Below are 26,585 nucleotides of genomic sequence, written 5' to 3' on the forward strand. Positions count from 1 at the left end.
AAACTGTTTTTATATTCAGGGCTTTCTTTTGAAACACAGAATTATTTTTTTCTTTTTGAAAAATTAATCTAGATCAAAACATGGATTTCAATTAGTTAAAATGAGGTGTTATGTCTTGGATCTATCAGCGCAGGGGTCTTATATCTTTTGTCGGACAACAATGAAAGTATATACTTAAATCCCTTCATAACTATGGAGGGATTTTCTTTTGGCACTCATTTTGTTTTATACAACTCAACTAAAACAAAATCATCATGAAATATCTTTACCTACTTTTAAGTGCGACTATATTTACTGCTCTTTTTGCAAACTGTGCTGGCAATAAAGATCTACAAAAAAAAGCTCCCGTAAAAATGGATAACGCCTATTATACTGCTCAAGGAGAGATCATCAATTTATACATTCCTGTAACTACCATTCAAACAAACAGAGTGAGTTTAGATAGTGTGTACTTCAGAAATAAAAAAGCAGCCTTAGTTGCTAGCCCAGATCCTCCTGGAGTATTTAGGGCGACTTTCAATACAGGAAAGCCAGATATGATAATGAGTTCAGATCCTAAAGAGGAGTATGGGAATAAAATGCCTCAAAAAACAGATAAAATGGACTTTGAGCTGAAGGATGATGAAGCCATTTTAATATTCACTCAGAACTCTAAAGTGAAATATTACAGGCTTACTGGCGTTAAAGAAAGAGTATAATCTTATATTTATTAACCATTAGAAACGGAATGAAACTTTTTTCATTCCGTTTTTTATTGAATTTAAATCAAAAATTAAGTGTGTGCGGTTTTAGTTGTGCCCTATCACTTAATTGAATAAATTTATCCCCTCTAACTAGTACAACCTCATTGGGTTCATTAAAAAAACTTTTTCAGCAAACCTTTATATACGGTCTGGCAACAGTATTGCCCAGAATGTTGAGCTTTATACTGGTTCCACTTTATACAGATATACTCCCAAAAAAGGAATATGGGGAAGTTTCCATCATTTTTTCCTGGATCATCCTTTTTAATGTGATCCTGTCATACGGGATGGAAACCGCCTTTTTTAGATTTTTTAATAAGGAAAAGGATAAAAAGTTGGTTATTTCTACTGCCACAGTTTCTTTAATTATTAGCACCTTATTATTTTTAGTTTTGGCTTTTTCTTTGAAAGATCAACTGGCAAATTGGTCTGGTATTAAGGCTGAATATATTTCATATACCATCATCGTACTTGCTTTAGATGCGCTGGTCATTGTTCCATTTGCTTGGTTAAGAGCAAATCAGCAGCCAATGCGCTTTGCAGTCATGAAAATATTGAATGTTGCTGTTAATTTAGGTTTGAATGTTTTCTTTTTATTGCTGCTTCCCGAAATGGCTTCAGAAACTAAAAATGGAATTCTAGAATCAATTTATCAACCAGACTTTGAGCTTTCCTATATTTTTATTTCAATGGTTATAGCAAGTGCTATCAACTTAATAATACTTATTCCGTTTTACTTTAAGATTAAATACAGTTTCAGTAAAACTCTGTGGAAAGAAATGCTCAAGTATTCTTATCCCATACTTTTTGCAGGAATTGCATTTGCTATAAATGAGTCTTTTGATAGAATTCTATTAGGTTGGTTGTTGCCAAGTGACATTGCTGAAGGAGCGGTAGGAGCATATGCAGCTTGTTATAAATTAGCAATTTTCATGGCTTTATTCAGCACTGCCTTTAGAATGGGCGTAGAACCCTTTTTCTTTAGTAAAGCAACAGATGAAAATGCTCCAGAAACTTATGCCTTAATTACTCGCTATTTTGTAGCATTTGGATCTATTATTTTATTGACGGTAATAATATTTTTAGATCTCCTAAAAGAGCTAATCATTAGAAACAGTGATTATTGGGAAGCCATGAAAATTGTTCCACTCATACTTCTTGCTAATTTTTGTATGGGAATTTATCACAATCTTTCTGTTTGGTATAAAATTACAGATAGAACCAAAATGGGAGCATATATCTCAATAGTTGGCGCTGTAGTTACTCTTGGCATTAACTATGCTTTAATTCCTACTATGAGTTATGTGGCGTCTGCCATTGCAACTGTTTCTGCTTATGGGATTATGATGTTCCTTTCCTATTACTTAGGTCAGAAATATTATCCAATTCCATATAACCTCAAAAAAATAAGCTTGTATTTTATAGTTTCTGTCATTTTCTCCGGGATTTCATTCTACCTTTTCAGAAATAATTATTTTGTAGGTATCGGGTTATGGCTAGCTTTTATAATTTTGGTATATAGTCAAGAAGAAAAAGCATTAAAAAAAATAATATTAAGAAGATGAAAGTGAAAATTATAAATAAGTCGGCACACGACTTACCAAATTATGAAACTGCATTCTCTGCAGGAATGGACTTAAGAGCCAATATTTTAGAACCAATTACGTTAAAACCTTTAGAAAGAGCTATCGTGAAAACAGGGCTTTTTATGGAATTACCATTGGGCTTTGAAGCTCAGGTAAGACCAAGAAGTGGTTTGGCGGCTAAGAAGGGAATTACAGTATTGAATTCTCCTGGAACCATAGATGCAGACTACCGTGGGGAAATAGGCGTAATTCTTGTAAACCTTTCCAATGAAGATTTTGTAATTGAAAATGGAGAGCGAGTAGCGCAAATGGTCATTGCTAAGCATGAACAGATTACTTGGGAGCAAGTAGAAGTACTGGAAGACACTAGTAGAGGAGCTGGAGGCTTTGGAAGTACTGGTAATAAATAATTTAATAACCAAAAATTTATATTAGGAGATTAATTGTCAAGCTGCTCCGATGGTTATAGGAATCGATTCAGCTTCTCATACATTATTGATTTTATTGAGATCCTGAAATAAATTCAGGATGACGAATTAATATTTCTAACCGAATCAGAATAAAAATATAAGATGAAGATAATAGTACCAATGGCCGGTCGTGGCTCAAGATTAAGACCTCATACCTTAACAGTACCTAAACCATTAATTCCTATCGCGGGAAAACCAATTGTTCATAGATTGGTAGAAGATATTGCAAAGGTTTTGGATGAAAAGGTAGATGAAGTTGCATTTATCATCGGTCAGGATTTTGGAGAGAAGGTAGAAGCCGATTTAAAGGCGATTGCAGAGAGCTTGGGAGCTAAAGGAACAATCTATTATCAGGATAAACCTTTAGGGACTGGACACGCTATAATGTGCGCTAAAGATTCTCTTTCTGGTCCGGCAGTAGTTGCTTATGCGGATACACTGTTCAAAGCAGATTTTACACTGAACAAAGATGCAGATGCGGTGATTTGGGTAAAACAAGTTGAAAACCCAAATGCATACGGAGTAGTGAAATTGAATGAGAAGAATGAGATCACCGAATTGGTAGAGAAACCCGAGGAATTTGTTTCAGATCTTGCTGTAATAGGAATCTATTATTTTAAAGACGTTGCAGTTCTTAAATGGGAGCTACAAAAGGTATTGGACCAGAATATTATTCGTGGTGGAGAATACCAGATAAATGATGGTATTAAAGCTATGCAAGCTAGTGGAAGTGTTTTTGTTCCTGGAAAGGTTGACGAATGGATGGACTGCGGAAATAAGCAGATCACTGTAGAAACCAATGGAAGAATGCTTAATTTCTTACATCAAGATGGCGAAAAATTGATCTCAGATTCTGTGAAGATCACAAATTCTGAAATTACCGAACCTTGTTTTATCGGTGAGAATGTTGTGCTTACAAATGCTAAAATAGGTCCGAATGTTTCTATTGGAAATGGTACAAAAATTGAAAACTCAACTATCAAGAATAGCCTTATTCAAAATGAATCTGTTATCATGAATGCTAATCTGGATAATGCCATGATTGGTAGTAATGCCAAGTTTGATGGGAATTTCACTCAAATCAGTATTGGAGATTATTCTGTTTTGGAATAGTATAAAAATATAATTCTAATTCTAATGAAGCATTTACTCGTCTATGTTTTCCTTTTAATGGGAGTTTGGACTTCAGAGCTTAGTGCTCAAGAAGCGCCGGCGCCATTACAAGAAGTTGCAGTAGACGATCTGGGCGAGGTAAGCGACGCGTTTCAGGAACATTTTTTTGAAGCGCTAAAGCAAAAGGCGATTGAGAATTATGAAAAAGCAATTATTGCACTCAAGGCATGCGAAAAAATTCAGCCTAATAACCCGGTTGTTTTTTTCGAATTAGGGAAGAACTATAAATTCCTTAATGATCTCGATAAGGCTATAGATAATTTTCAAAAGGCAAACAGGTTAGAACCTAATAGAGAGTGGGTCCTTCAGGCTTTAATGGAATCGTATTATCTGAACAAGCAATACGAGCCGGCTATTTTGATTAATAAAGAATTAGTTTCTTATAATGAGAAATATTACGACGATTTAGCGAAGATGTATTTTGAACTTCAGCAGTTCGATAAATTGATCGCCTTATTAGATCAGTTAGATGCCGAGCTTGGTGTTACAGAATATAGGAATAGTTTAAGGCAACAAATTTATGCGCTTACCAATAATACTTCGGCACAAATAAAGACACTTAAGGAATCTATAACGATCAACCCGGAGAATGAGATGAATTATCTCAATCTTATCTTTGTGTACAGCGATGAAGGATTAGAAAAAGAGGCTTTCGAGGCAGCGCAGAAAATGCAACAACTCTTTCCCACTTCAAAAGTGGTACACCTGGCTCTTTATAAGTTTTATTTGAATAAGGATAGAACTGAAGATGCGTTAAGCTCTATGAGGTTAGTGTTGCAATCTGAAGAGATTGATACGGCTTCAAAATTCAAGGTATTGAATGATTTTTTATTGTTTGTAAATGAAAATCCGAAGTATGAAGAAGACTTAAAACAGGTAGCTGCTATATTTTCAGAAAAAGAGAACACCCCTGAGATCTTTCAGAAGTTTGGAGATTATTTTCTTCAGAAAAAGGAAAAAGTACAGGCACTTACTTTTTTTGAAATGGGAATAGGTGAAAACCTTGATAATTATGAATTGCTTAGAAATACATTATTGCTTCAGCTAGATCTATTGAAATTCGAGGATGCTTTAAAATTAAGCAGTTCAGGATTGGAGGTGTTTCCTGCACAAACCTTATTATACCTTATAAAAGGAGCCGCTTTAAATAATTTAAAGAAGTACGAGGAAGCACAAGAAATACTTACATTTGGCCTGGATTATTTAATAGATGATATGGATATGGAACGTGATTTTTATGAGCAATTGTCGGTTGCGTATTCTGGATTAGGAAATTCATCTAAAGCCTCTGAATTTAAAGAAAAGGCCAATTCAATTAAAAAAACAGAAAACTAAATGATCAAGAAGATATTTACCCTAACACTTGTTTCCCTTTTATTGATTGGATGTGGAAGTAAAAAGAAAGCATTGGTTATAGAGGATGCTGCGGTTAAAAAGGTTGTTGCCATGCATTATAGCAACGAACCAGACTTTAAAACTTTAAATAGCAGGCTAAGATTGCATTATCAGGATGATGAGCGCTCACAATCTGTTACAGTGAGTTTTAGAATGCAAAAAGATAGTGCGATTTGGATGAGCGCACAGCTATTGGGAATTCCTTTGGCAAAGGTTTTAATCACTCCAGACAGAGTGAGTTATTATGAGAAAATAGGGAAGACGTATTTTGATGGAGATTATGCTTTGGTAAGTAAATGGTTGGGAACTCCATTGGATTTTAAAAAACTTCAGAACCTATTAATTGGCCAAGCGATCTATGACCTTAGAGAAGATAAATATGTATTAACAGAATCTACCCAAGGTTATCAATTAGTGCCATCCAACACTTTGGAATTGGTAAAAAAGCTATTCTTATTAGATGCTAAAAATTATAAGGTACTTGCGCAACAATTAGCTCAGGAAAAGGAAAACAGGAACGTAACAGTTACCTACCCAAAATATCAGAAAGTGAATAATCAGAATTTTCCTGAAGAAATTAAGATTGTTGCCAATAGTGAGGGAAAAGGAACTCAGGTAGATATTGCCTATAGGTCGGTTACTTTTAATGAATCGGTTAGTTTTCCTTTTGATATCCCTTCTGGTTACGATGAAATTCAGATAGAATAATGAAGTTACATACCTACTCCAAACATATTTTTATAATTGCATTCCTTTTAATTGGATGTGCTGAAGTTTATTCTCAGGATACTCGTGAGAGTCTAGAAGAGCGTAGAATAGAACTACGTGATGAGATCCAAAAAATAAATAGCTTACGTTCTTCGAATAAGAAAAAGGAGAAATCTGTACTTACGGAAGTTGAAGATCTGGATAGGCAGATTCGTACTACAGAGAATTTGATTAAAGTTACCAATCAGCAAGCCAATATTCTTACCCGTGATATAAGCTCTAACACCAGTAAAATTCAGACACTTCGGAAAGAATTGGAGAGTTTGAAAGAGGATTATGGCAAAATGATCCAAAAATCTTATAAAAGTAAATCTCAGCAGAGTAGGATCATGTTTCTACTATCTTCACAGAATTTTCTCCAAGCCTACAAGAGACTGCAATATATGAAGCAGTATGCCAATTATAGAAGGAAACAAGGAGATGAGATAAAAGTAAAATCTGAAGAATTACAGGTGCTTAATACGAATTTACTGGATCAAAAGAAAGTAAAAGAAAAGCTTGTAATAGAGAACAGAGCAACTAGAGCGCAACTGGCACAAAATAGAAAATCTCAAGAAGTACTCATTAAAAGTATTCGTAGTAAAGAAGGTGTTTTTGCTTCTCAAATAAAGAAAAAGCAACAAGAAATAAATGCTATAGATAGGCAAATAGACGAGATTATCCGGGCTTCTATTGCAAAAGCCAATAAAGAAAGTGGTTCTAGTTCTCGAGATGTATATGAACTTACTCCGGAAGCTAAAGCTTTGGCAGCTAATTTCGCAAGTAATAAAGGAAAACTGCCTTGGCCGGTAAGATCTGGTGTAATAAGTATGAGATTTGGAACACAACAACACCCAATCGTAAAATCTACAACCATAGAAAGTAATGGGGTACGTATAGATACAGATAAAGGCGCTAAGGCAAGGGCAATATTTGGCGGAACGGTAAGTGAGGTGCAGGCTGTAAAAGGAGCAAACAAGGCTGTAATGGTTCGTCATGGGGATTATATTACCATCTATAACAACCTTTCTAATGTTTATGTTACCAAGGGAGACGTGGTTTCTTTAAATCAAGATATTGGAGAAGTAGCTACAAGTTCAAGCTCAGGTAAAACCACTCTACACTTCCTGATATATAAGAACACAGATAAAATGGATCCGGAAGTTTGGATTGGAAAAATGTAGCTTGGAGGAATTTAAGACGAACTATGGTTATAATGCGCTGATAATGTTATGTGTATTATCGGCTATTCTCTCACCGGTCATTTTATACGACGAACATTGGTATTTTTACGCGTTCTATCCTTTTGTGTTTTATTTACTTCCATATATTGACAACTCTAGAACAAAATAGCAAATCACATCCAAAGAATTGGTGATAGAAAAAATCTTCAATAAGCAAATAATTTCTACTAACAGAATAAGGAGAGTGGAGATTGTGGAAAAGAAAAAATGGATTCAGATTCTCAATGGAAAACCCAATCGCTATGTATCTGTTCAATTCAACAAATTTGATGAAATTCATGTATTTCCAGAAAACCCTGAAAAATTTAAAAAAATGCTTTTAAAACAAAAAGAGCCTGAAATAATTTTATAGGATCTTACTCAAACAATGCTTTTAGCTCTGTGGCATCTTTAGGTTTCATTTTACCTGCTAAAACCAGGCTTAGTTGTTTTCTTCTCAAAGCAGCTTCATATCGTTCTATTTCAAGCTCAGTTTCAGGATTTAATTCGGGTACATTTACAGGAGTTCCTGTTTCATCTACAGCTACAAAAGTATAAATAGCTTCATTGGCTCTAGAGCGTTTTCCGCTTTCACGATCCTCCACCCAAACATCTATAAAGATCTCCATAGAACTCTTAAAAGCTCTGGAAACAGCAGCTTCTACTGTTACAACACTTCCTAGCGGAATTGCTTTATTAAAGGCAACATTGTTTACTGATGCAGTAACAACAATTCTGCGACTATGTCTACGGGCTGCAATACTAGCAGCTCTATCCATACGAGCTAAAAGTTCACCTCCAAAAAGATTATTTAATGGGTTAGTTTCACTTGGAAGTACCAAGTCTGTAAGAATAGTTCTCGAATCTTTTGGGTTTTTTGCTTGCATTGTGCCAATTTTGGGCAAAGGTACTGCCCTAATCTAGTCTAAACAAGTTAATAGATTCTTAAAGTTCTTGAACTAGTAACCAAGATCCTGAATTGGTTTTTTGAACTTTATAAAGTGCATTTATAGCATCTCTTCTGGTTAGATAACTACTGTAAACTACTTGGTGTAAGCCATATTTGTTTTCCCCAATGTATCTTGCTTTATGACCTTCTGCACGCAATTCTGTTACTTTTTGATGTGCATTTTCTTCCACGCGGAAGGCTCCGGCAACAATATGATAATCTCCACTTTGATTGGTCACAGTGAAGGTGATTTCCGGCAGCGGATTGTCTATAATAAAAGTTGCTTGCTGTATTTTTTGCTGAAGCTGAGATTCTGCAGCTTGCTGCTCCGCAATATTATGATTGCTCACTTGGTTGCTATATAATTTCAACCCTGTAAATCCGCTTAATCCCAATGCTAATAATCCAATAGCAGCATATTTTAAATAAGGAGTTTTACTTCTTCTTTCTGGAGTAAATAAAATAGGTGCTTTTTCCTCTAATTCTTCAACTTGTTTTTTAAGCTCTTCTCTAGATACTGAAAGTGCAGGGATGGAAGATAATCCAAAAGAATCAGCTAAAAAGTTAGTGGTAGTTAACGGCTCAAATTGCAGTTTTCCTTCACCAGAAACTTCAAAGGTTCCTATATTTTTAATTGTATAATTCTTATCGTTTTCTAGCTGAAATTGAAGCTGTTGCACATACTCTTCAATTTTATAGACAGCCTGTCTATACCCTAAGTTTTCTACTTCGGCAATATAGTTGGCTAACAAGCCATCATTTTTATTTAACTGGGAGTTAAAAGAAAGTTGCTTTTTTGGAGGATAGAAATTTTGCTGTTTTTCATTGAATTCAGCAGAAACCTTTTGAGATAAAAAGGCACCGAATCCAGGCAAAATTACACACTCATATCTGTAAAGTAAATCGGAAATGTAGATCGCTATAGTCATCAAAACAAAAATAAGGATTTATGTGATACTCTAAAAATAGCCAAAGATATCTTATTAACAAATCTTTTTATTAAAAATTTCCTTATATAATTCCTTCGGAAACAATTGCATATCAGTTAAATAACGTATTATTAATTTAAATTCAATAAAATAAAAATTAGCGCAATTTTCTGTTTATGACTGATTCTGAATTACTTTCAACCTTAGCATTACAAAGCGCTCCAAACCTTGGAGACAGTACAGCTAAAAAATTGATCAGGCATTTTGGCTCTGCGGAAGCAATTTTTAGTACTAAGAAAGAAAGTTTATTGAAAATTGACGGGATTGGAAAGATCAAGCTGCAAGGCCTTTTTGATGCTGATAGATTTAGACTGGCAGAATCTGAATTGAAATTTATACAGAAAAACGGCATAAACATTCATTATTATCAAGATCTTGATTATCCAGAAAAACTTAAACATTGTAATGATGGGCCAATTTTGTTATTTTCAAAATGGAATATAGATTTAAACAAGAAGAGAATCCTGAGTATAGTTGGTACAAGAAAGATCACTTCTGCTGGAGCTATTTTTTGTGAAAAGCTTATTGAAGAACTTACTATACTAGATCCGGTTATAGTTTCCGGTTTTGCATATGGGGTAGATATCACCGCGCATAAAGCTGCTTTAAAAAATGGCCTGCAAACTATCGGATGTTTGGCCCATGGTTTTAATCAGATATACCCAAAAACCCATGCGAAGTATCGTGCTTCGATAGAAGAGAATGGCGGGTTTTATACTGATTTTTGGAGTTCAGATAATTTTGACAGAAATAATTTTTTAAAACGGAACAGAATTATAGCGGGATTAAGTGAGGCAACGGTAGTTATTGAAAGCGCGGCTAAAGGAGGCTCGTTGGTAACCGCAGATATCGCCAATTCTTATGATAGGGAAGTTTTTGCAGTTCCTGGAAGACCAACAGACTCGCAAAGCTCTGGATGTCTCAATTTAATTAAATCTCAAAATGCGCACGTGTTAACTTCAGCTGCAGATCTTATTTATATTTTAAACTGGAATGTTCAAAATTACTCTGCAGCTGTACAAAAACAATTATTTGTAGAGTTGGAAGCTCGGGAGCAGTTGGTTTATGATTTTCTGCAAGATGCGGGAAAGCAACAACTGGATGATATTGCTTTAAATTGCAAAATGCCCACTTATCAGGCAGCGGGCATTTTGTTGGAAATGGAATTAAAAGGGGCAATTCGCCCACTTCCTGGTAAATTATTCGAGGTTATTTAATATCCTAACTTGGTTCTCACTTTCTCTAGAACAGTACTTGCCACACATGTAGCTTTTGCAGCTCCTTTTTCTAAAGCAGCGTCTATTTCAGATAAATTATTCATGTAATAAGTATACTTTTCACGTTCAGTGGCGTACTTATTAATAATTAGTTCATATAAAGCTTGTTTTGCGTGGCCATATCCAAAATTCCCTGCTAAGTATTTTTGTTTCAATTCTTCCACTTCGGTTTTGTCTCCTAATAATTTGAAGATTGAGAATACATTACAAGTGTTTGGATCCTTCGGGGCCTCCATGGGAGTGCTATCTGTTTCGATACCCATGATTTGTTTCCTGAGTTTTTTATCTGTCTGGAACAAGTTGATCACATTATTCTTGGATTTACTCATCTTTGCACCATCTGTTCCAGGAATGTACATAGAATGTTCTTCGACCTTGGCTTCTGGGATTACAAAGGTTTCACCCATTTGTGCATGAAATCTGGAAGCAACATCTCTGGTCATTTCTATATGTTGCAATTGATCTTTTCCAACCGGGACAATTTCAGCATCATACAAAAGGATATCTGCTGCCATTAGCATTGGATAAGAGAACAAACCAGAATTTACATCTTCTAACCTATCTGCTTTGTCTTTAAAAGAATGCGCAAGCGTTAATCGCTGGTACGGAAAAAAGCAACTTAAATACCATGAAAGCTCAGTTACCTGCGGAATATCACTTTGTCTATAAAAAACAGTCTTTTCAATATCCAAACCAAACGCTAGCCAAGTTGCTGCGGTAGAATACGTGTTTTCTTTAAGTAATGCTGCATCTTTAATTTGGGTAAGGGAATGTAGATTGGCAATAAACAAAAACGATTCATTTTCAGGCTTATTGGCCATTTCTATCGCTGGAATTATTGCTCCAAGTAAATTTCCTAAGTGCGGAGTTCCCGTACTTTGTACGCCGGTAAGTATTCTTGCCATGGAATTTTTTAAATTTTCACAAAGGTACTTCTTTTGTTGAATTCGCTTAATTCATTTTAGTATTTTTGGAAACTATGAACATATTAAAAGCTGGTTTAATTGCATTGTGGAGAATCTGGTTCTTTATTCTTATGGGTCTTCCTATAATTGTGATGCTCCCTTTTTTATTGGTTTTTTCGTCTTCAGAAAAATTTTACTCCCAATATTTTTATTGCACCCGAATTTGGGCTAAATCTATTTTATATGGAATGGGTTTTATTCCGAAGAAATTGAACGCTGCTAATTTAATTAAGGGCAAGAGCTATATGTTTGTTGCCAACCATACATCTATAATAGATATCATGATGATGTTGGCTGTGATAGATCATCCTTTTATTTTCGTTGGAAAGAAAGAGCTCACTAAAATTCCGTTATTCGGATTCTTCTATAAACGTACATGCATTGTTGTAGATAGAGGCAATCAGCAAAGTAAATTGCGAGTATTCAAGGAGTGTCAACGAAGATTAAATCAAGGGAATAGTATATGTATCTTCCCAGAAGGAGGTGTGCCAGAGGACAAAGCTAGAGAGTTGGTTGCTTTTAAAGATGGCGCTTTTAGATTGGCTATAGATCATCAAATTCCTATTGTACCTATTACATTTCACGATAATAAAAGACGCTTTTCTTACACCTTCTTTTCTGGAAGCCCAGGAATTATGAGAGCCAAAGTGCACGAAATAATTCCTACAGTTAACCGGAGACAAGAGGAAAAAAGGGAATTAAAAAAAGAGGTTTACGATGTTATTTTAAACGAATTAAGAAATCCGTCCTTATAATTAGTTCTTAGAATTTGAAGCTAAACCCAGAATACACTCCAAAATAATAAGGATTTACATTTCCTGTAGTTTGAGTAAAAGTATTTAGTTGATACTTAAAAATTGGTTCTAAGTTCAATTGAAATTGAGGAGAAATATTATAATCTATACCAACTCCAAGGTTTGTAGTGAAACTAATATTATTCAAGTTATTTGCTTCTCCTAGGTTCGTAGAAAAGTCTGTAGAATTTAAGGAGATCATATTATCATTAAGGAATAAGGTACTACCCCCACCAATAATATTCAAGCCTATCTTTTTGTCTATAATAACATACTCTATTTCCAAAGGAACCTCAATAAATCCTAATTTTTGGTTTAAATAACCAGCCGTTGGTGAAGCTAAGCTAGCCCTATTAAATTCAGCAGAAGCACTCAGATTACTAAACTGGCGAACTGTTCTATTCTCTATCCTATAATTAGGAACTTTCCCTTCAGAATAATTCACACTGCTTAATGCTGTAGGATTTACCGCTGCAGTAAAGGCAATGTTTTTTGTGTTATAGCTTAAGTCCACTTTGCTAATACCAGATCTAATTTTTATCTTTTCTGAAATTTGATAGGCTAGATTGATTCCGTAGGAGATTGATATTTCACCACTACTCGCATTATTTTCGAATTGCGAATCTATAGAGGTGCCGCTTCCAAAATTATCGTAATAAATTGGTGCAGCCATAGTGGAAACTCTAAGTTTTTTGGGTGAAAGTGTGTTTTCTGCTAAAGAGATTTCTTCAGGTATTAAGGATGGGATCGGAAGATCTTTTTTATTCTCTAAGGAAGTTTTGCTTTCTTTATTTTCTTTAGGAGCAGTATTTACAACAGAAGTATTATAATCGCTAAAAGTATACTTTTCGCTTGTAACCATAGAAATCACTTTTGTATTTCTTTGATTCCCTTCAGTATTGGAGCCGTTTATAATATTCCCATTAATCCCGTCTGCTTTTTTATTATTCGTGTCCTGTATTATAGCCTTAAGTATGATGGAAGACCTTATCATGTTTTGGGTGTATTGCTGAGAGGCCAAACTAATGTTTAGAGCATCGTCATTAACCAGCGTAGATATTGTTGGAGAATTGCTAGCGGGATTCTTGAATAGACCGCTGGTATAATTTATAAATAAGGCAAGTAATGCAGCAACCCCTGCTATTTTATACCATAAAGGTAAAACTCTATTCTTTCTTTTATTTTCATTTAATCGTGAGGAGATATTCTCCCACACAACATCGCGTGGAGTAGCTTCGAAATCCTTAAATTTCTCTTGAAAAACTCTATCTATGTGTTTTTTTTCTTCCATTCTTAATAAGACTGTGCAACAGGCATAACTTGACTGGCTTCAATCTTTTCTTTTAATATAATTCGTGCTCTTGCTAAATTAGATTTGGACGTACCTACCGAGATTTGCATCATTTCTGCTATCTCTTTATGAGAATATCCATCTAATGCGTAAAAATTAAATACCTGCCTATATCTATCTGGCAATTCTTGTATGATCTTTAATAAATAATCTACGGAAACTAATTCATCATCAATTTCTACTTCTGGTTCTTTTAGATGCTCTTCATTAACAATTTCAAAAACCGTCTGTTTTCTATATTTCTGAAGTGTATTATTTATCATAACACGCTTCATCCAACCTTCAAAAGAACCTTTATCTTGGTACTGTTTGATTTTATTAAATATTATAATAAAGCCATCCTGCAGGTTATCTTCAGCCTGCTGATAGCTATTAGAATATTTTAAGCAAACAGAAAACAATTTATTGGCGTAAAGCCTATACAATTGTTCCTGTGCTTTTATATCCTGTTTTTTACAGTTATGTATGAGTTTTTCTAAACTCAATAGTTGGGGTGATTTTATTAATATTTAAAGATCTGACGGGATAATGGGAACCTCTTTTGTTAAAAACATGTCTTCACCTACTGAAGATTTTCCCTGCCAGAACCTAAAGATATAAAAATCCTCCCGTTCTACAACAAAATTTAATTTTGCTGTTTCCTGTAAATTACCGTTTGTACTACAATTATTATTGACTGATCTATAATTATTTACAACACCAACTACAATTGTATTCTCATCTTTAGAGACGTCAAAGCCCGAAAAATAATGACAATGAGTAGTTTTTTTATAAAGAACATCAAACTCGTAAGCTTGCCCAGTTTTTAAACTATCTGGGATGTTTACAGATACTGTTGGAGCTAATTCTTGATTTAAAGATTCACCATCATCTTTTGAACAACCTAATATTAGGCAAGCAACAAATATCAATAACGTTAGTTTTTTCATTTCAATAACCATCAAACCTTACAGGTTCCATATTTTACAGATGCGTTTTTAACTAAAGGGTTGCGTATAAACATAAAAAAAACCCGCAATCGCGGGTTTTAAATCGAGAACCTCGGGGCAAGCCCACGAGCTATGAATTGGAAAATACTTTTAAAAATTCGAGGCAGGCCTCGGGGAATTAAACCCTCAATTAGGGTTTAAAAAGTCTTTAAAAGTGGAGCTTATTGTTCCTTAGCAATTTTAATTGCCTTTGTAATTTTTTCTTCCAATTCATCCATTAGATCTGGATTATCTTTAAGAATTGCTTTAACAGCATCACGACCCTGTCCTAGCTTTGTGTCTTCATAACTAAACCATGACCCGCTTTTTTTAATGATCTCATAATCTACGCCTATGTCTATAATTTCTCCAATTTTAGAAATTCCTTCTCCGTACATAATATCAAACTCTGCCATTCTAAAGGGTGGCGCAACTTTGTTCTTCACAACCTTTACACGAGTTTTATTACCCAATACGTTACTGTTACTGTCTTTTATTTGAGTGGATCTTCTTATATCCAACCTCACAGAAGCATAAAACTTAAGAGCATTTCCACCAGTAGTTGTTTCCGGATTTCCGAACATTACTCCAATCTTCTCTCTAAGTTGGTTAATAAATATTACAGTACAATTGGTTTTGCTTATGCTCGCAGTAAGCTTTCTAAGTGCCTGAGACATTAGTCTTGCATGCAGTCCCATCTTAGAATCTCCCATTTCTCCTTCAATCTCACTTTTAGGAGTAAGTGCAGCAACAGAATCTATTACAATAATATCTATAGCACCAGAGCGAATCAAATTATCAGTAATTTCTAGAGCTTGTTCTCCATTATCTGGTTGTGAGATAATTAGATTTTCAATGTCTATACCAAGATTCCCAGCATAAGTTCTATCAAAAGCATGTTCAGCATCAATAAATGCAGCAATTCCACCAGCTTTTTGTGCTTGTGCTATAGCATGAAGGGTAAGCGTGGTTTTTCCTGAAGATTCTGGCCCGTAAATCTCGATTACTCTTCCTCTTGGATATCCGCCAACACCTAAAGCAACATTAAGACCTAAAGATCCTGTGGAAATAGCTTCTACATCTGAAACCGCTTGGTCACCCATTTTCATAACCGTTCCCTTACCATAAGTTTTGTCCATCTTATCCAGGGTAAGCTTCAAGGCTTTTAACTTTGCTTCTTTTTCTTTTTCGTTGCTCATTTCTTCTTTTTTATTTGCGTGCTGCTAAAATAGTACAAGTTTTCCTTCACTACAATTTTAACACGCAACCTTTTTAAATTATAAGCATCTTATTTATAGTAAGAACAATAAGTATGCGTTTTATAAAAATAAGTTTAATCTTGAATGGAGTTGATTCTGGTATTTCTATACTTGGGGTTGGAAATATTAGAATTGATGGTGGATAAGGTTATTTGATTGTTTTATCGAAAAACTTAAAATAATAAATAACAAATTAGCCATTCAGAAAAAATGCCTTGAAAAATGAATTTCAAGGCATTTTTTTTGCTTTACTTTAAAGTTTTATCTTTGCAAAAAATATTCTTTAAACTTAAAATATTAGTATAGCATGCAACTGTACAATAAACTAAGCGCAAAGGAAAGAGCTACTCTTATCGAGGAAGCCGGGGAAGACCGGTTGACACTTTCTTTTTACGCCTACGCCAAAATTGGAAATCCAAAATTATTTAGAAATTATCTTTTTATTGCCTGGGATGCGATGGAGGTTCTTGGAAGGATTTATATCGCCCACGAAGGCATAAACGCACAACTTTCTGTTCCTGCTAAGAAATTCGATGAATTCAAAAATTTCTTAGATAGCATTTATTTTCTTGAAAATATAAGGTTGAATATTGCAATTGAGCATGATTTAAAATCTTTTCTGAAGCTAAAAGTGAAAGTTAGAGATAAGATTGTTGCAGATGGTTTGGAAGACGAAAGCTTCGATGTTACCAACAAAGGGGTGCATGTTGATGCCGATAAATTTAATGAACTTCTAAATGATCCCAATACCATTTTGGTAGATATGCGAAATCATTATGAGAGCGAAATAGGCCATTTTAAAGGCGCTGTAACTCCAGATGTGGATACTTTTCGGGACTCTTTATCTATAATAGAAGAAGATCTAAAAGAGCATAAAGAAGACAAGAATCTGGTAATGTATTGTACCGGAGGGATTAGATGTGAAAAGGCTAGTGCATATTATAAACACAAAGGTTTCAAAAAGGTTTTTCAATTAGAAGGCGGGATTATTGAGTATGCCAGACAAGTTGAAAACCTATCTTTAGAAAATAAATTTGTGGGTAAAAATTTCGTTTTCGATCATAGACGTGGAGAGCGCATTACAGATGAAGTAATTTCCAATTGCCACCAATGTGGAAAAGCTTGTGACACACATGTAAACTGTGCAAATGAAGCCTGCCATTTGTTGTTTATTCAATGCGAAGAATGTTCTAAAACAATGGATACGTGTTGTTCTAACACGTGTAAGGAGATAAACGCACTTCCTTTTGAAGAGCAAAAAGCACTTAGAAAAGGAATTCCAAATAGCAACAAGATCTTTAAAAAAGGAAGGTCTGAAGTGTTAAAGTACAAGCATTAAGTAATCTGGGGGAAATTCCCCGAGACCAATAAATATTGGTATATTTACTTTTTGAGAATTAATAATAACTCCAAATCCAACAAGCCTTGTTTTGTTAGGGTTTTCAATATATATAGTATGGGATGTAGTACTTGCGCGACCGGGAAAGACGGTCAGCCAAATGGATGTAAAAATAACGGAACCTGTGGTTCTGATGGTTGTAATAAATTAACTGTTTTTGATTGGCTTGCGAACATGTCTTTACCCAATGGGGTAGAGCCATTCAACTGTGTAGAGGTTCGATTTAAAAATGGTAGAAAACAATTTTTTCATAATCCCGAAAATTTAACTTTAAGCATTGCAGATGTGGTAGCTACGGAAGCTTCACCGGGTCACGATGTTGGTGTTGTAACACTTACCGGGGAATTGGTAAGAGTTCAAATGAAAAAGAAGAAAGTTAAAGAGGACAGTGAAGAGGTACTTAAGATATATAGAAAAGCTTCCCAAAGAGATATAGATGTTTGGCAGGAAGCAAGAGATAAAGAAGATAAAATGAAGGTTCGTGCCAGAGAAATAGCCATTAGGTTAGATCTTCGCATGAAAATTAGTGATATAGAATTTCAAGGAGATGGTTCTAAAGCCACTTTCTATTATACTGCTGAAGAACGAGTGGATTTCCGTCAGCTTATTAAGGAGTTTGCAAGAGAATTCAATACCCGTATAGAAATGCGTCAAATTGGATTCCGTCAGGAAGCAGCCCGATTAGGTGGAATTGGATCTTGTGGAAGAGAATTATGTTGTTCTACATGGTTAACAGATTTTAGATCTGTAAATACTTCCGCAGCCAGATATCAACAATTATCATTGAACCCACAAAAATTAGCAGGTCAATGTGGGAAACTGAAATGTTGTTTGAATTATGAGTTGGACACTTATCTAGATGCGCTTAAGGATTTTCCGAAGACAGACACCAAACTTTACACTAAAAAGGGAACAGCTGTTTGCCAAAAAATAGATATTTTCCAAGGTGTGTTATGGTATGCCTATGAAGGGGAATGGATGAATTGGCATAAATTAACTGCTGAACAAGCTTCTAAAATTGTGAAAGCAAATATCGAAAAAGAGACGATTGCTAGTTTAGAAGAATATGAAGTTTTAGTAGAAGTTGAAAAAGCTTCAAAAACAGACTACACCAATGTTGTTGGGCAAGATAGCCTTACAAGGTTTGATACTCCAAAGTCAAACAATACTAAGAAACGAAGAAAAAATAAACGTAAAAAAGGAAAACCGTCCAATAATGGCTAGATCTTTTTTATTGATTTTATTATTAGCTACTGTTTTTATTGGCTGTGATAAAGATCGAGTATTCGACGAATATAAAAGTCTTCCTAATCAATGGAATAAAGATTCAGTTTTAACGTTTACTCTTAAAAACATAGACACTTTACAAAGCTATAATTTGTTTATCAATGTTAGGAATAATAACGATTTGGAATACAGTAACCTGTTCTTAATTTCAGAGATCCAGTTTCCACAAGGCAAAGTTATTACAGACACTTTGGAATATGAAATGGCAGCTCCTAGTGGAGAATGGCTTGGCATAGGATTTGGAGATGTAAAAGAAAATAAACTTTGGTATAAGGAGCAAGTTAAGTTCCCAGAGTCAGGAAAATATAAGGTTTCCCTTCAACATGCTATGCGTAAGAATGGAAACGAAAAAGGAATAGAAAATCTTAAAGGGATTACTGAAATAGGTTTCCGAATTGAAAAAACTCCCAATTAATGTAATGGCACCCATGGCAAATCCTTCAAAAAAAACAACCCCAAAAAACTCTAAAAAGAACAGCAGTTTTAGAAAATATATTATAGGATTCTGGACTCTTTTTGGTGCTGGAATTTTGTTTATCATAGTCTTGTTCTTGCTTGCTGGATGGGGCGCTTTCGGAAAAATGCCGAAATTCGAAGAACTGGAAAATCCTGAAACAAATTTGGCAACAGAAATATTTTCTTCTAATGGCGAAACACTTGGGAAATATTATAGCGAGAATAGAACTCCTATTAAATTTGATGATCTTCCAGATCATTTAATAGAAGCCCTTGTTGCCACTGAAGATGAGCGTTATTATCAACATTCTGGAATAGATGCTCAAGGGACTTTAAGAGCTGCTATCTTTTTAGGAACCCGAGGAGGTGCAAGTACGATTACTCAGCAACTAGCAAAATTATTGTTTACCGATGACGTCTCCAAGAATTTTATGGGAAGGGTAATGCAAAAGTTTAAGGAATATATCATCGCTATCCGTTTGGAACGCCAGTATACCAAGGAAGAAATAATTACCATGTACTTTAATAAGTACGATTTCATTTATCAGGCAGTAGGAATTCGTTCTGCTTCAAAGATCTATTTTGACAAAGAGGCAAAGGACCTAAAATTGGAAGAGTCTGCAGTTTTGGTTGCAATGCTGAAGAATTCTGCCCTATACAATCCCGTGAGAAGACCAGATCTTGTTGAGCAAAGAAGAAATCAGGTTTTCAAACAGATGGAGAGAAATGGGTTTCTTACCAGAGAAGAAAAAGATTCTTTACAGCAAATCCCCATGAAGATAACCTTTACGCCACAAGGGCATGACGAGGGAATTGCTACCTATTTTAGAGTATACTTGCAAGGTTTTATGAGAGATTGGATCGAAAAGAATCCAAAGCCGGACGGAAGTAGTTATAATATATACAGAGACGGATTGAATATCTATACAAGTATAGATTCTAGAATGCAGGAATTTGCTGAAGATGCTGTTGCAAAACATATGGCAAATCTTCAAAAGGAATTTGACAGACAAAATGAAAATAATAAAACCGCTCCATTTAGAGATATTAATGAAGATGAGGTAGCAAGTATCGTGAAAAATGCGATGAGAGTTTCTGAAAGATGGCACAAAATGGAAGCTCAAGGAAAATCCAAGGAAGAGATCATAAAATCTTTCGATGAGAAAAGGGAAATGAGGGTTTTTAGCTGGAAAGGAACTAGAGATACCATTATGACACCAAAGGATTCTATTTTATATTATAAATCGTTCTTACAAGCTGGAATGATGTCTATGACACCACAAACGGGGGAAGTTAAAGCTTGGGTTGGTGGAATAGATTTTAAGAGTTTTAAATATGAGCACGTAAAGCAAGCAAAAAGGCAAGTAGGATCTACCTTTAAGCCATTTGTATATGCTACAGCAATAGATCAGCTAAAACTATCTCCTTGTGATACCCTACCAAGAAACCATTTTACTATTGAAGCGGGAAAAATGGGTGCGCAAAACGATTGGTCTCCTTCAAATAGTCCTCCTGAGTATGATGGGATGTTGACATTAAAACAGGCATTGGCACAATCAGTAAATACTATTTCTGCAAGATTAATAGCCAAAACTGGTCCAAGACCTGTAATAGAATTACTAGATAAATTAGGTGTAGATACAAAAGATATTCCTGCAGTACCATCTATCGCATTAGGAACGGCAGATATGAGCTTGTTCGAGATGGTTTCAGCTTATAGCACTTTTGCAAACGAGGGTGTTTATGTGAAACCGGTAATTGTGAATAGAATAGAGGACAAGAACGGTACGGTACTTTATCAACATGTTCCAGATACTAAGGACGTAATAAGCAAGGAAACTGCTTATATTACGGTGAATCTTATGGAAGGAGTTACTCAATCTGGAACGGGAACCAGGTTAAGAGGCAGTTGGGGTGTAAATGATGCTTTTTATAAAAATACAATGACAGGCTATCCATATGATTTTAAGAATCCAATTGCAGGTAAAACAGGTACTACTCAAAATGGGAGTGACGGTTGGTTTATGGGTATGGTTCCCAATTTAGTGACCGGAGTTTGGGTTGGTGGTGAAGATCGGGCAGTTCATTTTCCTGGAGTCCGTTATGGACAAGGAGCTACCATGGCCCTGCCTATTTGGGGAACCTATATGAAAGATGTATATTCAGAAAAGGATTTAGGGGTTTCAAGTGGAGCGTTTCCAAGACCAGAGGACCTCTCTATAGAAATAAATTGCGATATTTATAAAAAAGGAAAAAATGATTCTCAGTTGATTCCAGACGAGTTGGATTTTTAACCCCTCACTGAGGGTTTAATTCTTCATTCCAATAGCGGGACAGGCCTCATGAGCTTACTCCGAGGTTTTTGATGGAACTTTTAGGTTACAATAAATATTTTAAGATCGAGAACTATTTCAATATAGTTCTCGATTTTTTTTACTTAAAAAAGTTAGAATCTATATTTCTTATATCATTTTAAGAAATTGCCTTATTGAAATCGTTGTAGTAAATTCAAACTTTTTGTAAATTTCCACAAATGAAATTTCAATGATCAAAAAAACTGTAAAGAACGTTCAGGAAGCACTAGAAGGTGTAAAGGACGGGATGACCATGATGCTAGGTGGATTCGGACTTAGCGGTATTCCGGAAAACTCCATTTCAGAATTAGTAAAACTTAATGTCAAAGACCTTACGTGTATTTCCAATAATGCTGGGGTAGATGATTTTGGATTAGGTTTACTTCTTCATAAAAAGCAAATTAAAAAAATGATCTCCTCTTACGTTGGGGAAAATGCTGAATTTGAACGGCAAATGCTGAGCGGGGAATTGGATGTAGAACTTACACCTCAAGGAACTTTAGCTGCTAAATGTCAGGCTGCGCAACAAGGTTTTCCTGCAGTTTATACACCTGCTGGATTCGGAACTGAAGTTGCCGAAGGTAAGGAAACACGTGACTTCGATGGTAAAATGTATGTTTTGGAACATGCCTACCAAGCAGATTTTGCATTTGTGAAAGCATGGAAAGGGGATGAAGCTGGAAATCTTGTTTTTAAAGGAACAGCCCGAAACTTTAATCCTTTAATGTGTGGTGCGGCAAGAATTACAGTTGTTGAAGTTGAAGAATTAGTGAAGCCGGGAGAACTGGATCCAAATCAAATTCATATTCCTGGAATATTTGTTCAACGAATCTTTGAAGGAAAGAATTACGAAAAAAGAATTGAACAACGAACTGTGCGACAAAAATAATTTGAGAATTAGCGAATTTGAAAATTGAGAGATGATAAAACAAATATTATCGTTAAAAAGACTTTCGATTTTTCGTTTAAGATAATTGAATTCACAGAAGAATTAAGAAGTGTAAGAAAATTGATTGTAAGTAAAGTCTCTTAAATTATTAAAGCACATCATTCTGAACTCGTTTCAGAATCTTATAATCCTGTAAATCAACACAATAAATATAGACCCTGAAATAAATTCAGGGTGACGACATAACTTTATATCGAAAATTATCAGTTCTGCTAAAAACAGATAATTTTCAAATCAACACATTTTCAAATCAACACATTAATATGTTAGATAAAAACGGAATTGCACAACGAATTGCTCAGGAAATCCAAGATGGATATTATGTGAATTTAGGGATTGGTATTCCAACCTTGGTTGCCAACTTTGTAAGAGACGATATAAATGTAGAATTCCAGAGCGAGAATGGAATTTTAGGAATGGGGCCATTCCCTTTTGATGGGGAAGAGGATGCCGATCTAATTAACGCAGGGAAGCAAACTATTACCGCCTTACCAGGTGCTAGCTTTTTCGATTCTGCAATGAGCTTTGGAATGATTAGAGGACAACATGTAGATCTTACAATTTTAGGTGCTATGGAAGTTGCTGAAAATGGAGATATAGCCAACTGGAAAATTCCGGGAAAGATGGTAAAAGGAATGGGAGGCGCCATGGATCTTGTGGCTTCGGCAGAAAATATCATAGTTGCAATGATGCATACTAATAGAGCTGGAGAATCTAAATTATTAAAAAGATGTTCCTTGCCCTTAACAGGAGTTGGCTGTGTTACTAAAATAGTAACAGAATTGGCCGTGATCGAGGTTACAGATAAAGGCTTTAAATTATTAGAAAGAGCTCCAGGGGTAAGTGTAGAAGATATCAAAAAAGCAACTGAGGGAACTTTGATTGTTGAAGGGGATATTCCAGAGATGAAATTGTAACATTTCTAAAATATTAATTACTTAGAAACAGAAAAACCCGAGATTTTCGGGTTTTTCTGTTTTAAAATATAATGGAAGTTATAAAATTCCATTGGCTCCCACCCATTTAAACTGATGTTGGTCTTGAGGGATAGAAATCCTACTTGCAATACGCGTCATTCTATCTGGCAATGCCATTAGATAATCTCTAGCCTTTTCAGCATCATCTGTAAGAGAGGTATATTTATCTATTTGCCAGTAATCATTAAGCTTTCTCAAAATATCTATATAATCATAGGTTGTATAAACACCTAAGCGTTGGGCGGCATTGGAGAAATTTTCAAAAGCTTCTGCAATCCCTTGTCCAGATTCTCTAATGAACTGAGCAGGCATTACAATTTTCTTTTTCATCATATCTTGAAAAGCCAGCATCATCTCACTTGGATCGTGTTCAAAAATGATATTTACAAACTCTCTGTATGCCAAATGATGTCTCATTTCGTCTCCGGAAATCACATTACACATTTTAGCAAGCATTTTATTGCCTTTATTCTTAGCTAATTGCCCAACTCTTTTATGGGAAATATTGGTTGCTAATTCTTGAAAACTGGTATAAATAAAGTTTCTATATGGATCACGACCGGTACCAATATCAAAACCATCATTAATAAGATATTGTGTAGTTTTTTCAACTTCACGCATATCTACCCTTCCAGACAGATACAAATATTTATTTAAAGTATCACCGTGGCGATTCTCTTCACCGGTCCAATGTCTTATCCATTTAGCCCATCCATCTTGTCGCCCGTGTTGTTGCACTCCTTCCATATCCATTAACCATGACTCGTAAGTTGGTAAGGCCTCTTCTGTAACCATATCTGATACTAGCACCACCCAGAAATCATAGCCTAATTCCTTAGACTCCTCACGGATCTGTTTAATTTCTTCCATATAATTTTCGTTTTGAAGATTTGGCAATAAATCTGTTGGTTGCCAAATTTCCTCAACGGGAATCAAATACTTATCTACGAAACTGTCTACCTGTTTCTCGACAGTTTTCATTACTTCTAAACGGATATTATCTAAAGCCATAGCTTACTTTTTTTAGGGTTTCCAAACATTACAAAACTGAATTCTGTAAAGCGCTGGAGTAACTTTCTATATTAAATATCAAAAATGATGCATAATATAAATTTATTTTCAAATATATGAAGTTATTAAGGTTTGTATGCCAAATTTTTTCTTAATTTCTACCGTCCTCATCAGGATAAAGCTCATGCACAGGATCACTTTGCCAAATTTCTTTAGTTTTTATCTCTATTGCAGAAATTTTCCCTTTAAAAGCTGCACCCGTATCTGTATTCCAAACGTTTGCCATATTTACTGGTTTGTCTTCCCCGATTCTAGTTACGGGAGTATGACCAATAAAGATCTCTTTAAATAATAGTAAGCGTTTAGGATAAAATTTATGATCAGTAGGGATTTTATTATCTAAAGAAAGCGCCATTTCCCAAAGCGTCCTATCCCAGTAGAAAGCAGTCTCATGATATTCGTTTTCTACCCCACGAATATTTGTAAAACCAGCATGTACGAACAATCTATTTTCCTTGTCTATATAATAATTAACCATTTGCTTAAAAAAAGCAAGATGTTCTTTAATTTCTTCTGAAGTAAAATTTCTATAGGCATCAATACTAGATTGCCCACCATGTTGAAGCCATTGCTCATTCAACTCCCCAGTTCTTAACCATGCTTCAGTAAGATCATCGTGATTACCACGTATAAAGATGCAGGTGTTTTGCTTGGCCAGTTCAATTAAATAGGTAACAGTATTTGCAGAATCACTCCAACCATCTACATAATCTCCTAAAAAAATAAGTTTATCGTTTGGAGAAAGATCTAACCTTTTTAGTAGCTGAATTAGTGCTTTAAGTCCTCCATGTATGTCGCCAATGGCAATCGTCCTATCCATATTAATTATATTTTACCTTTCTAAGGACCCTAATACTTTCTTTATAAGATTGATATGCTTTTGTACTGTGAATCTTTAAATACTCCTTTGCTTCTTCTAATTTATCTATGGAAGCATCAAATTCATTAAAATAACATATTAAATAAGCCGCAGGCATTTTAAGCAAATCCTTTTCCTCGATTTTAGTAAGTTGAGAACCATTTTTTAGTTTGGCAACCAATGCATTGTTTGAATTATAAATATGATAAAGTGTTTTTTTGTCGAATTGTGGCGGCTTAAAGAGTAGTTTGCTTTCCATATCGTAGCCAGCATTATCTTTAAAACTGATACTCACTTCCTCTAAAGGATAATACTGATATTTATCCTGAAGCCCTAAATGCACATACTCCACAATTTTAAAATAATCTATATCTATACTTATACTTACTACGTCGAGTTCTGAATAAAACAATTTCACTTGTTCATTGATTAATTCTATGTCCAGTCTAGAATAGTAGGTTTCTCCTTTAATTTGTTTGATTTTTCCAGCCCAACAAACCACAAAATATTCCTTAAACACTTTATAAGAAGGGTGAAAATCTTTGCGTTTTTTCATAAAATCGAAAACTCCGTCTAAGGTGAGCTCGATATTATTTTGGGCATGATTCTCTATGGATGCAACAATATTAGAATTAGTATCTTTTAGTTCTATTCCAAAATTCTTGGGCATACTAATACTTCCTTCCCTAATATAAACCGCCCCACCATAGTATTTCCAAATATTCTTGCGCAAGGCACATACTTTTCCATTATTAGGTCTAATGGTAACCAATCCAACTACAAGATGGTCTGGGAGGTGAGGAAATGGGATATTCTCATAAGCAACCAAAGGGGGATTATCTAAATAGGCATTTATTAAATTCTGGATTTTACTATCATCAAAAAAATCGACTCCTGTAATAAAGTTGTCTTCATCTTCTACTCCAATCACTATGTAAGAATTATTCCTGGGATTCGAATTTGCCAGAGCACAAACATGTTTTAAGAACTTAGCTTTTCCTTCTTTTTGACCAATATTCAACGTCCGCTTTTTATCATAAAAGCTATTCTCGTCGTTATGAGCGAGTAAGTTTTTTATTAAAAGGCGTTTATTGATCATTTTAAATATTCCTTATTTTCTAATTTTATTTTTTATTGTCGAATTTATCATAACGGGCCATAAATAATATAAATTTGATTGTCCGATAAGTGTCATAAACTGAAAATAGACGTCATTCTGTCCCGAAACTTCAGGAGTTTCAGAATCTCACCATATTTTAAATGATTACAATAAATTGAGAACCTGAAATAATTCCGATAGCTATCGGAACAGGGTGACTATATATTATATTATGACAAAAACCG

At 34.9% G+C, this 26,585-nt stretch carries 26 protein-coding genes; 16 read left to right on the plus strand and 10 right to left on the minus strand.

What is annotated here, in order from left to right; all coding sequences use genetic code 11:
• Positions 1-254: 254 nt before the first annotated feature.
• The 8 genes from H033_RS0102375 (at position 255) to H033_RS21525 (ending at position 7,710) form a co-directional block, all read left to right on the plus strand.
• Complete coding sequence (locus H033_RS0102375) at positions 255-698, plus strand: membrane protein (RefSeq protein ID WP_026836908.1); 444 nt, start codon at positions 255-257, stop codon at positions 696-698.
• A 149-nt stretch (positions 699-847) separates the two neighbouring features.
• Positions 848-2,308, plus strand: a complete 1,461-nt coding sequence (locus H033_RS0102380; protein WP_026836909.1) for an oligosaccharide flippase family protein — start codon at positions 848-850, stop codon at positions 2,306-2,308.
• A complete protein-coding gene (gene dut / locus H033_RS0102385; RefSeq protein ID WP_026836910.1) occupies positions 2,305-2,739 on the plus strand; it encodes a dUTP diphosphatase in 435 nt (144 codons plus the stop codon). The genes H033_RS0102380 and dut overlap by 4 nt, the downstream gene beginning before the upstream one ends.
• A gap of 162 nt (positions 2,740-2,901) precedes the next feature.
• Positions 2,902-3,912 (plus strand): sugar phosphate nucleotidyltransferase, encoded by a 1,011-nt coding sequence (locus H033_RS0102390; protein WP_026836911.1) that lies wholly within the window; start codon positions 2,902-2,904, stop codon positions 3,910-3,912.
• Between the two features lie 24 nt (positions 3,913-3,936).
• Positions 3,937-5,307 carry a tetratricopeptide repeat protein gene (locus tag H033_RS0102395; protein ID WP_026836912.1) on the plus strand — a complete coding sequence of 457 codons (1,371 nt, stop codon included), beginning with the start codon at positions 3,937-3,939 and terminating at the stop codon, positions 5,305-5,307.
• A complete protein-coding gene (locus H033_RS0102400) occupies positions 5,308-6,075 on the plus strand; it encodes a DUF4292 domain-containing protein (protein WP_026836913.1) in 768 nt (255 codons plus the stop codon).
• Positions 6,075-7,298 (plus strand): murein hydrolase activator EnvC family protein, encoded by a 1,224-nt coding sequence (locus H033_RS0102405; RefSeq protein WP_026836914.1) that lies wholly within the window; start codon positions 6,075-6,077, stop codon positions 7,296-7,298. The genes H033_RS0102400 and H033_RS0102405 overlap by 1 nt, the downstream gene beginning before the upstream one ends.
• Positions 7,299-7,551: 253 nt before the next feature.
• On the plus strand, positions 7,552-7,710 hold the full coding sequence (locus H033_RS21525) for a hypothetical protein (RefSeq protein ID WP_155827671.1): 159 nt from the start codon (positions 7,552-7,554) through the stop codon (positions 7,708-7,710).
• Positions 7,711-7,714: 4 nt separating this feature from the next.
• On the opposite strand, the gene H033_RS0102415 is transcribed toward H033_RS21525, so the two are convergent.
• Both H033_RS0102415 and H033_RS0102420 read right to left on the minus strand, forming a co-directional pair.
• Positions 7,715-8,224: an acyl-CoA thioesterase gene (locus H033_RS0102415; RefSeq protein ID WP_026836915.1), complete on the minus strand. Its 510-nt coding sequence runs from the start codon at positions 8,222-8,224 to the stop codon at positions 7,715-7,717.
• A gap of 58 nt (positions 8,225-8,282) precedes the next feature.
• A complete protein-coding gene (locus H033_RS0102420; protein WP_026836916.1) occupies positions 8,283-9,215 on the minus strand; it encodes an SPOR domain-containing protein in 933 nt (310 codons plus the stop codon).
• 176 nt (positions 9,216-9,391) lie between these two features.
• Between H033_RS0102420 and dprA the strand changes: the two genes are divergently transcribed.
• Positions 9,392-10,492, plus strand: coding sequence for a DNA-processing protein DprA (gene dprA, locus H033_RS0102425; RefSeq protein WP_026836917.1), 1,101 nt, complete (start codon positions 9,392-9,394; stop codon positions 10,490-10,492).
• On the opposite strand, the gene trpS is transcribed toward dprA, so the two are convergent.
• Positions 10,489-11,457, minus strand: coding sequence for a tryptophan--tRNA ligase (trpS, locus tag H033_RS0102430; protein ID WP_026836918.1), 969 nt, complete (start codon positions 11,455-11,457; stop codon positions 10,489-10,491). The genes dprA and trpS overlap by 4 nt on opposite strands.
• A 74-nt stretch (positions 11,458-11,531) precedes the next feature.
• Here trpS and H033_RS0102435 point away from each other — a divergent pair, with 74 nt between their 5' ends.
• Positions 11,532-12,272: a lysophospholipid acyltransferase family protein gene (locus H033_RS0102435; protein WP_034886016.1), complete on the plus strand. Its 741-nt coding sequence runs from the start codon at positions 11,532-11,534 to the stop codon at positions 12,270-12,272.
• 7 nt (positions 12,273-12,279) lie between these two features.
• On the opposite strand, the gene H033_RS0102440 is transcribed toward H033_RS0102435, so the two are convergent.
• The 4 genes from H033_RS0102440 to recA all read right to left on the minus strand — a co-directional run bounded on the left by H033_RS0102440 (position 12,280) and on the right by recA (position 15,829).
• Positions 12,280-13,602 (minus strand): hypothetical protein, encoded by a 1,323-nt coding sequence (locus H033_RS0102440; RefSeq protein WP_026836920.1) that lies wholly within the window; start codon positions 13,600-13,602, stop codon positions 12,280-12,282.
• Positions 13,603-13,604: 2 nt separating this feature from the next.
• Positions 13,605-14,147 carry an RNA polymerase sigma factor gene (locus tag H033_RS0102445; RefSeq protein ID WP_026836921.1) on the minus strand — a complete coding sequence of 181 codons (543 nt, stop codon included), beginning with the start codon at positions 14,145-14,147 and terminating at the stop codon, positions 13,605-13,607.
• Between the two features lie 24 nt (positions 14,148-14,171).
• On the minus strand, positions 14,172-14,591 hold the full coding sequence (locus H033_RS0102450; RefSeq protein ID WP_026836922.1) for a hypothetical protein: 420 nt from the start codon (positions 14,589-14,591) through the stop codon (positions 14,172-14,174).
• A gap of 221 nt (positions 14,592-14,812) precedes the next feature.
• Positions 14,813-15,829, minus strand: coding sequence for a recombinase RecA (gene recA / locus H033_RS0102455; protein ID WP_026836923.1), 1,017 nt, complete (start codon positions 15,827-15,829; stop codon positions 14,813-14,815).
• 367 nt (positions 15,830-16,196) lie between these two features.
• Between recA and H033_RS0102465 the strand changes: the two genes are divergently transcribed.
• The 6 genes from H033_RS0102465 to H033_RS0102490 all read left to right on the plus strand — a co-directional run bounded on the left by H033_RS0102465 (position 16,197) and on the right by H033_RS0102490 (position 23,251).
• On the plus strand, positions 16,197-17,228 hold the full coding sequence (locus tag H033_RS0102465) for a rhodanese-related sulfurtransferase (RefSeq protein WP_026836924.1): 1,032 nt from the start codon (positions 16,197-16,199) through the stop codon (positions 17,226-17,228).
• A gap of 117 nt (positions 17,229-17,345) precedes the next feature.
• A complete protein-coding gene (locus H033_RS0102470; RefSeq protein ID WP_026836925.1) occupies positions 17,346-18,512 on the plus strand; it encodes a stage 0 sporulation family protein in 1,167 nt (388 codons plus the stop codon).
• The gene (locus H033_RS0102475; protein ID WP_026836926.1) at positions 18,505-18,990 is read left to right on the plus strand and encodes a gliding motility lipoprotein GldH; all 486 of its coding nucleotides are present in this window, start codon (positions 18,505-18,507) and stop codon (positions 18,988-18,990) included. The genes H033_RS0102470 and H033_RS0102475 overlap by 8 nt, the downstream gene beginning before the upstream one ends.
• A 13-nt stretch (positions 18,991-19,003) precedes the next feature.
• Complete coding sequence (locus tag H033_RS0102480; protein ID WP_026836927.1) at positions 19,004-21,325, plus strand: penicillin-binding protein 1A; 2,322 nt, start codon at positions 19,004-19,006, stop codon at positions 21,323-21,325.
• Between the two features lie 250 nt (positions 21,326-21,575).
• Positions 21,576-22,274 carry a CoA transferase subunit A gene (locus H033_RS0102485; RefSeq protein ID WP_026836928.1) on the plus strand — a complete coding sequence of 233 codons (699 nt, stop codon included), beginning with the start codon at positions 21,576-21,578 and terminating at the stop codon, positions 22,272-22,274.
• A 323-nt stretch (positions 22,275-22,597) separates the two neighbouring features.
• A complete protein-coding gene (locus H033_RS0102490) occupies positions 22,598-23,251 on the plus strand; it encodes a CoA transferase subunit B (protein WP_026836929.1) in 654 nt (217 codons plus the stop codon).
• A gap of 78 nt (positions 23,252-23,329) precedes the next feature.
• On the opposite strand, the gene H033_RS0102495 is transcribed toward H033_RS0102490, so the two are convergent.
• From H033_RS0102495 to H033_RS0102505, 3 genes are all read right to left on the minus strand, one after another.
• Positions 23,330-24,322 (minus strand): acyl-ACP desaturase, encoded by a 993-nt coding sequence (locus tag H033_RS0102495; RefSeq protein ID WP_026836930.1) that lies wholly within the window; start codon positions 24,320-24,322, stop codon positions 23,330-23,332.
• 151 nt (positions 24,323-24,473) lie between these two features.
• A complete protein-coding gene (locus tag H033_RS0102500; protein ID WP_026836931.1) occupies positions 24,474-25,202 on the minus strand; it encodes a metallophosphoesterase family protein in 729 nt (242 codons plus the stop codon).
• Position 25,203: 1 nt separating this feature from the next.
• Positions 25,204-26,340 carry an ATP-binding protein gene (locus tag H033_RS0102505; protein WP_026836932.1) on the minus strand — a complete coding sequence of 379 codons (1,137 nt, stop codon included), beginning with the start codon at positions 26,338-26,340 and terminating at the stop codon, positions 25,204-25,206.
• Positions 26,341-26,585: the final 245 nt, after the last annotated feature.

Origin of the sequence: Gillisia sp. JM1 (assembly GCF_000424645.1) — a bacterium.
In the GTDB taxonomy this organism is placed as follows: domain Bacteria; phylum Bacteroidota; class Bacteroidia; order Flavobacteriales; family Flavobacteriaceae; genus Gillisia.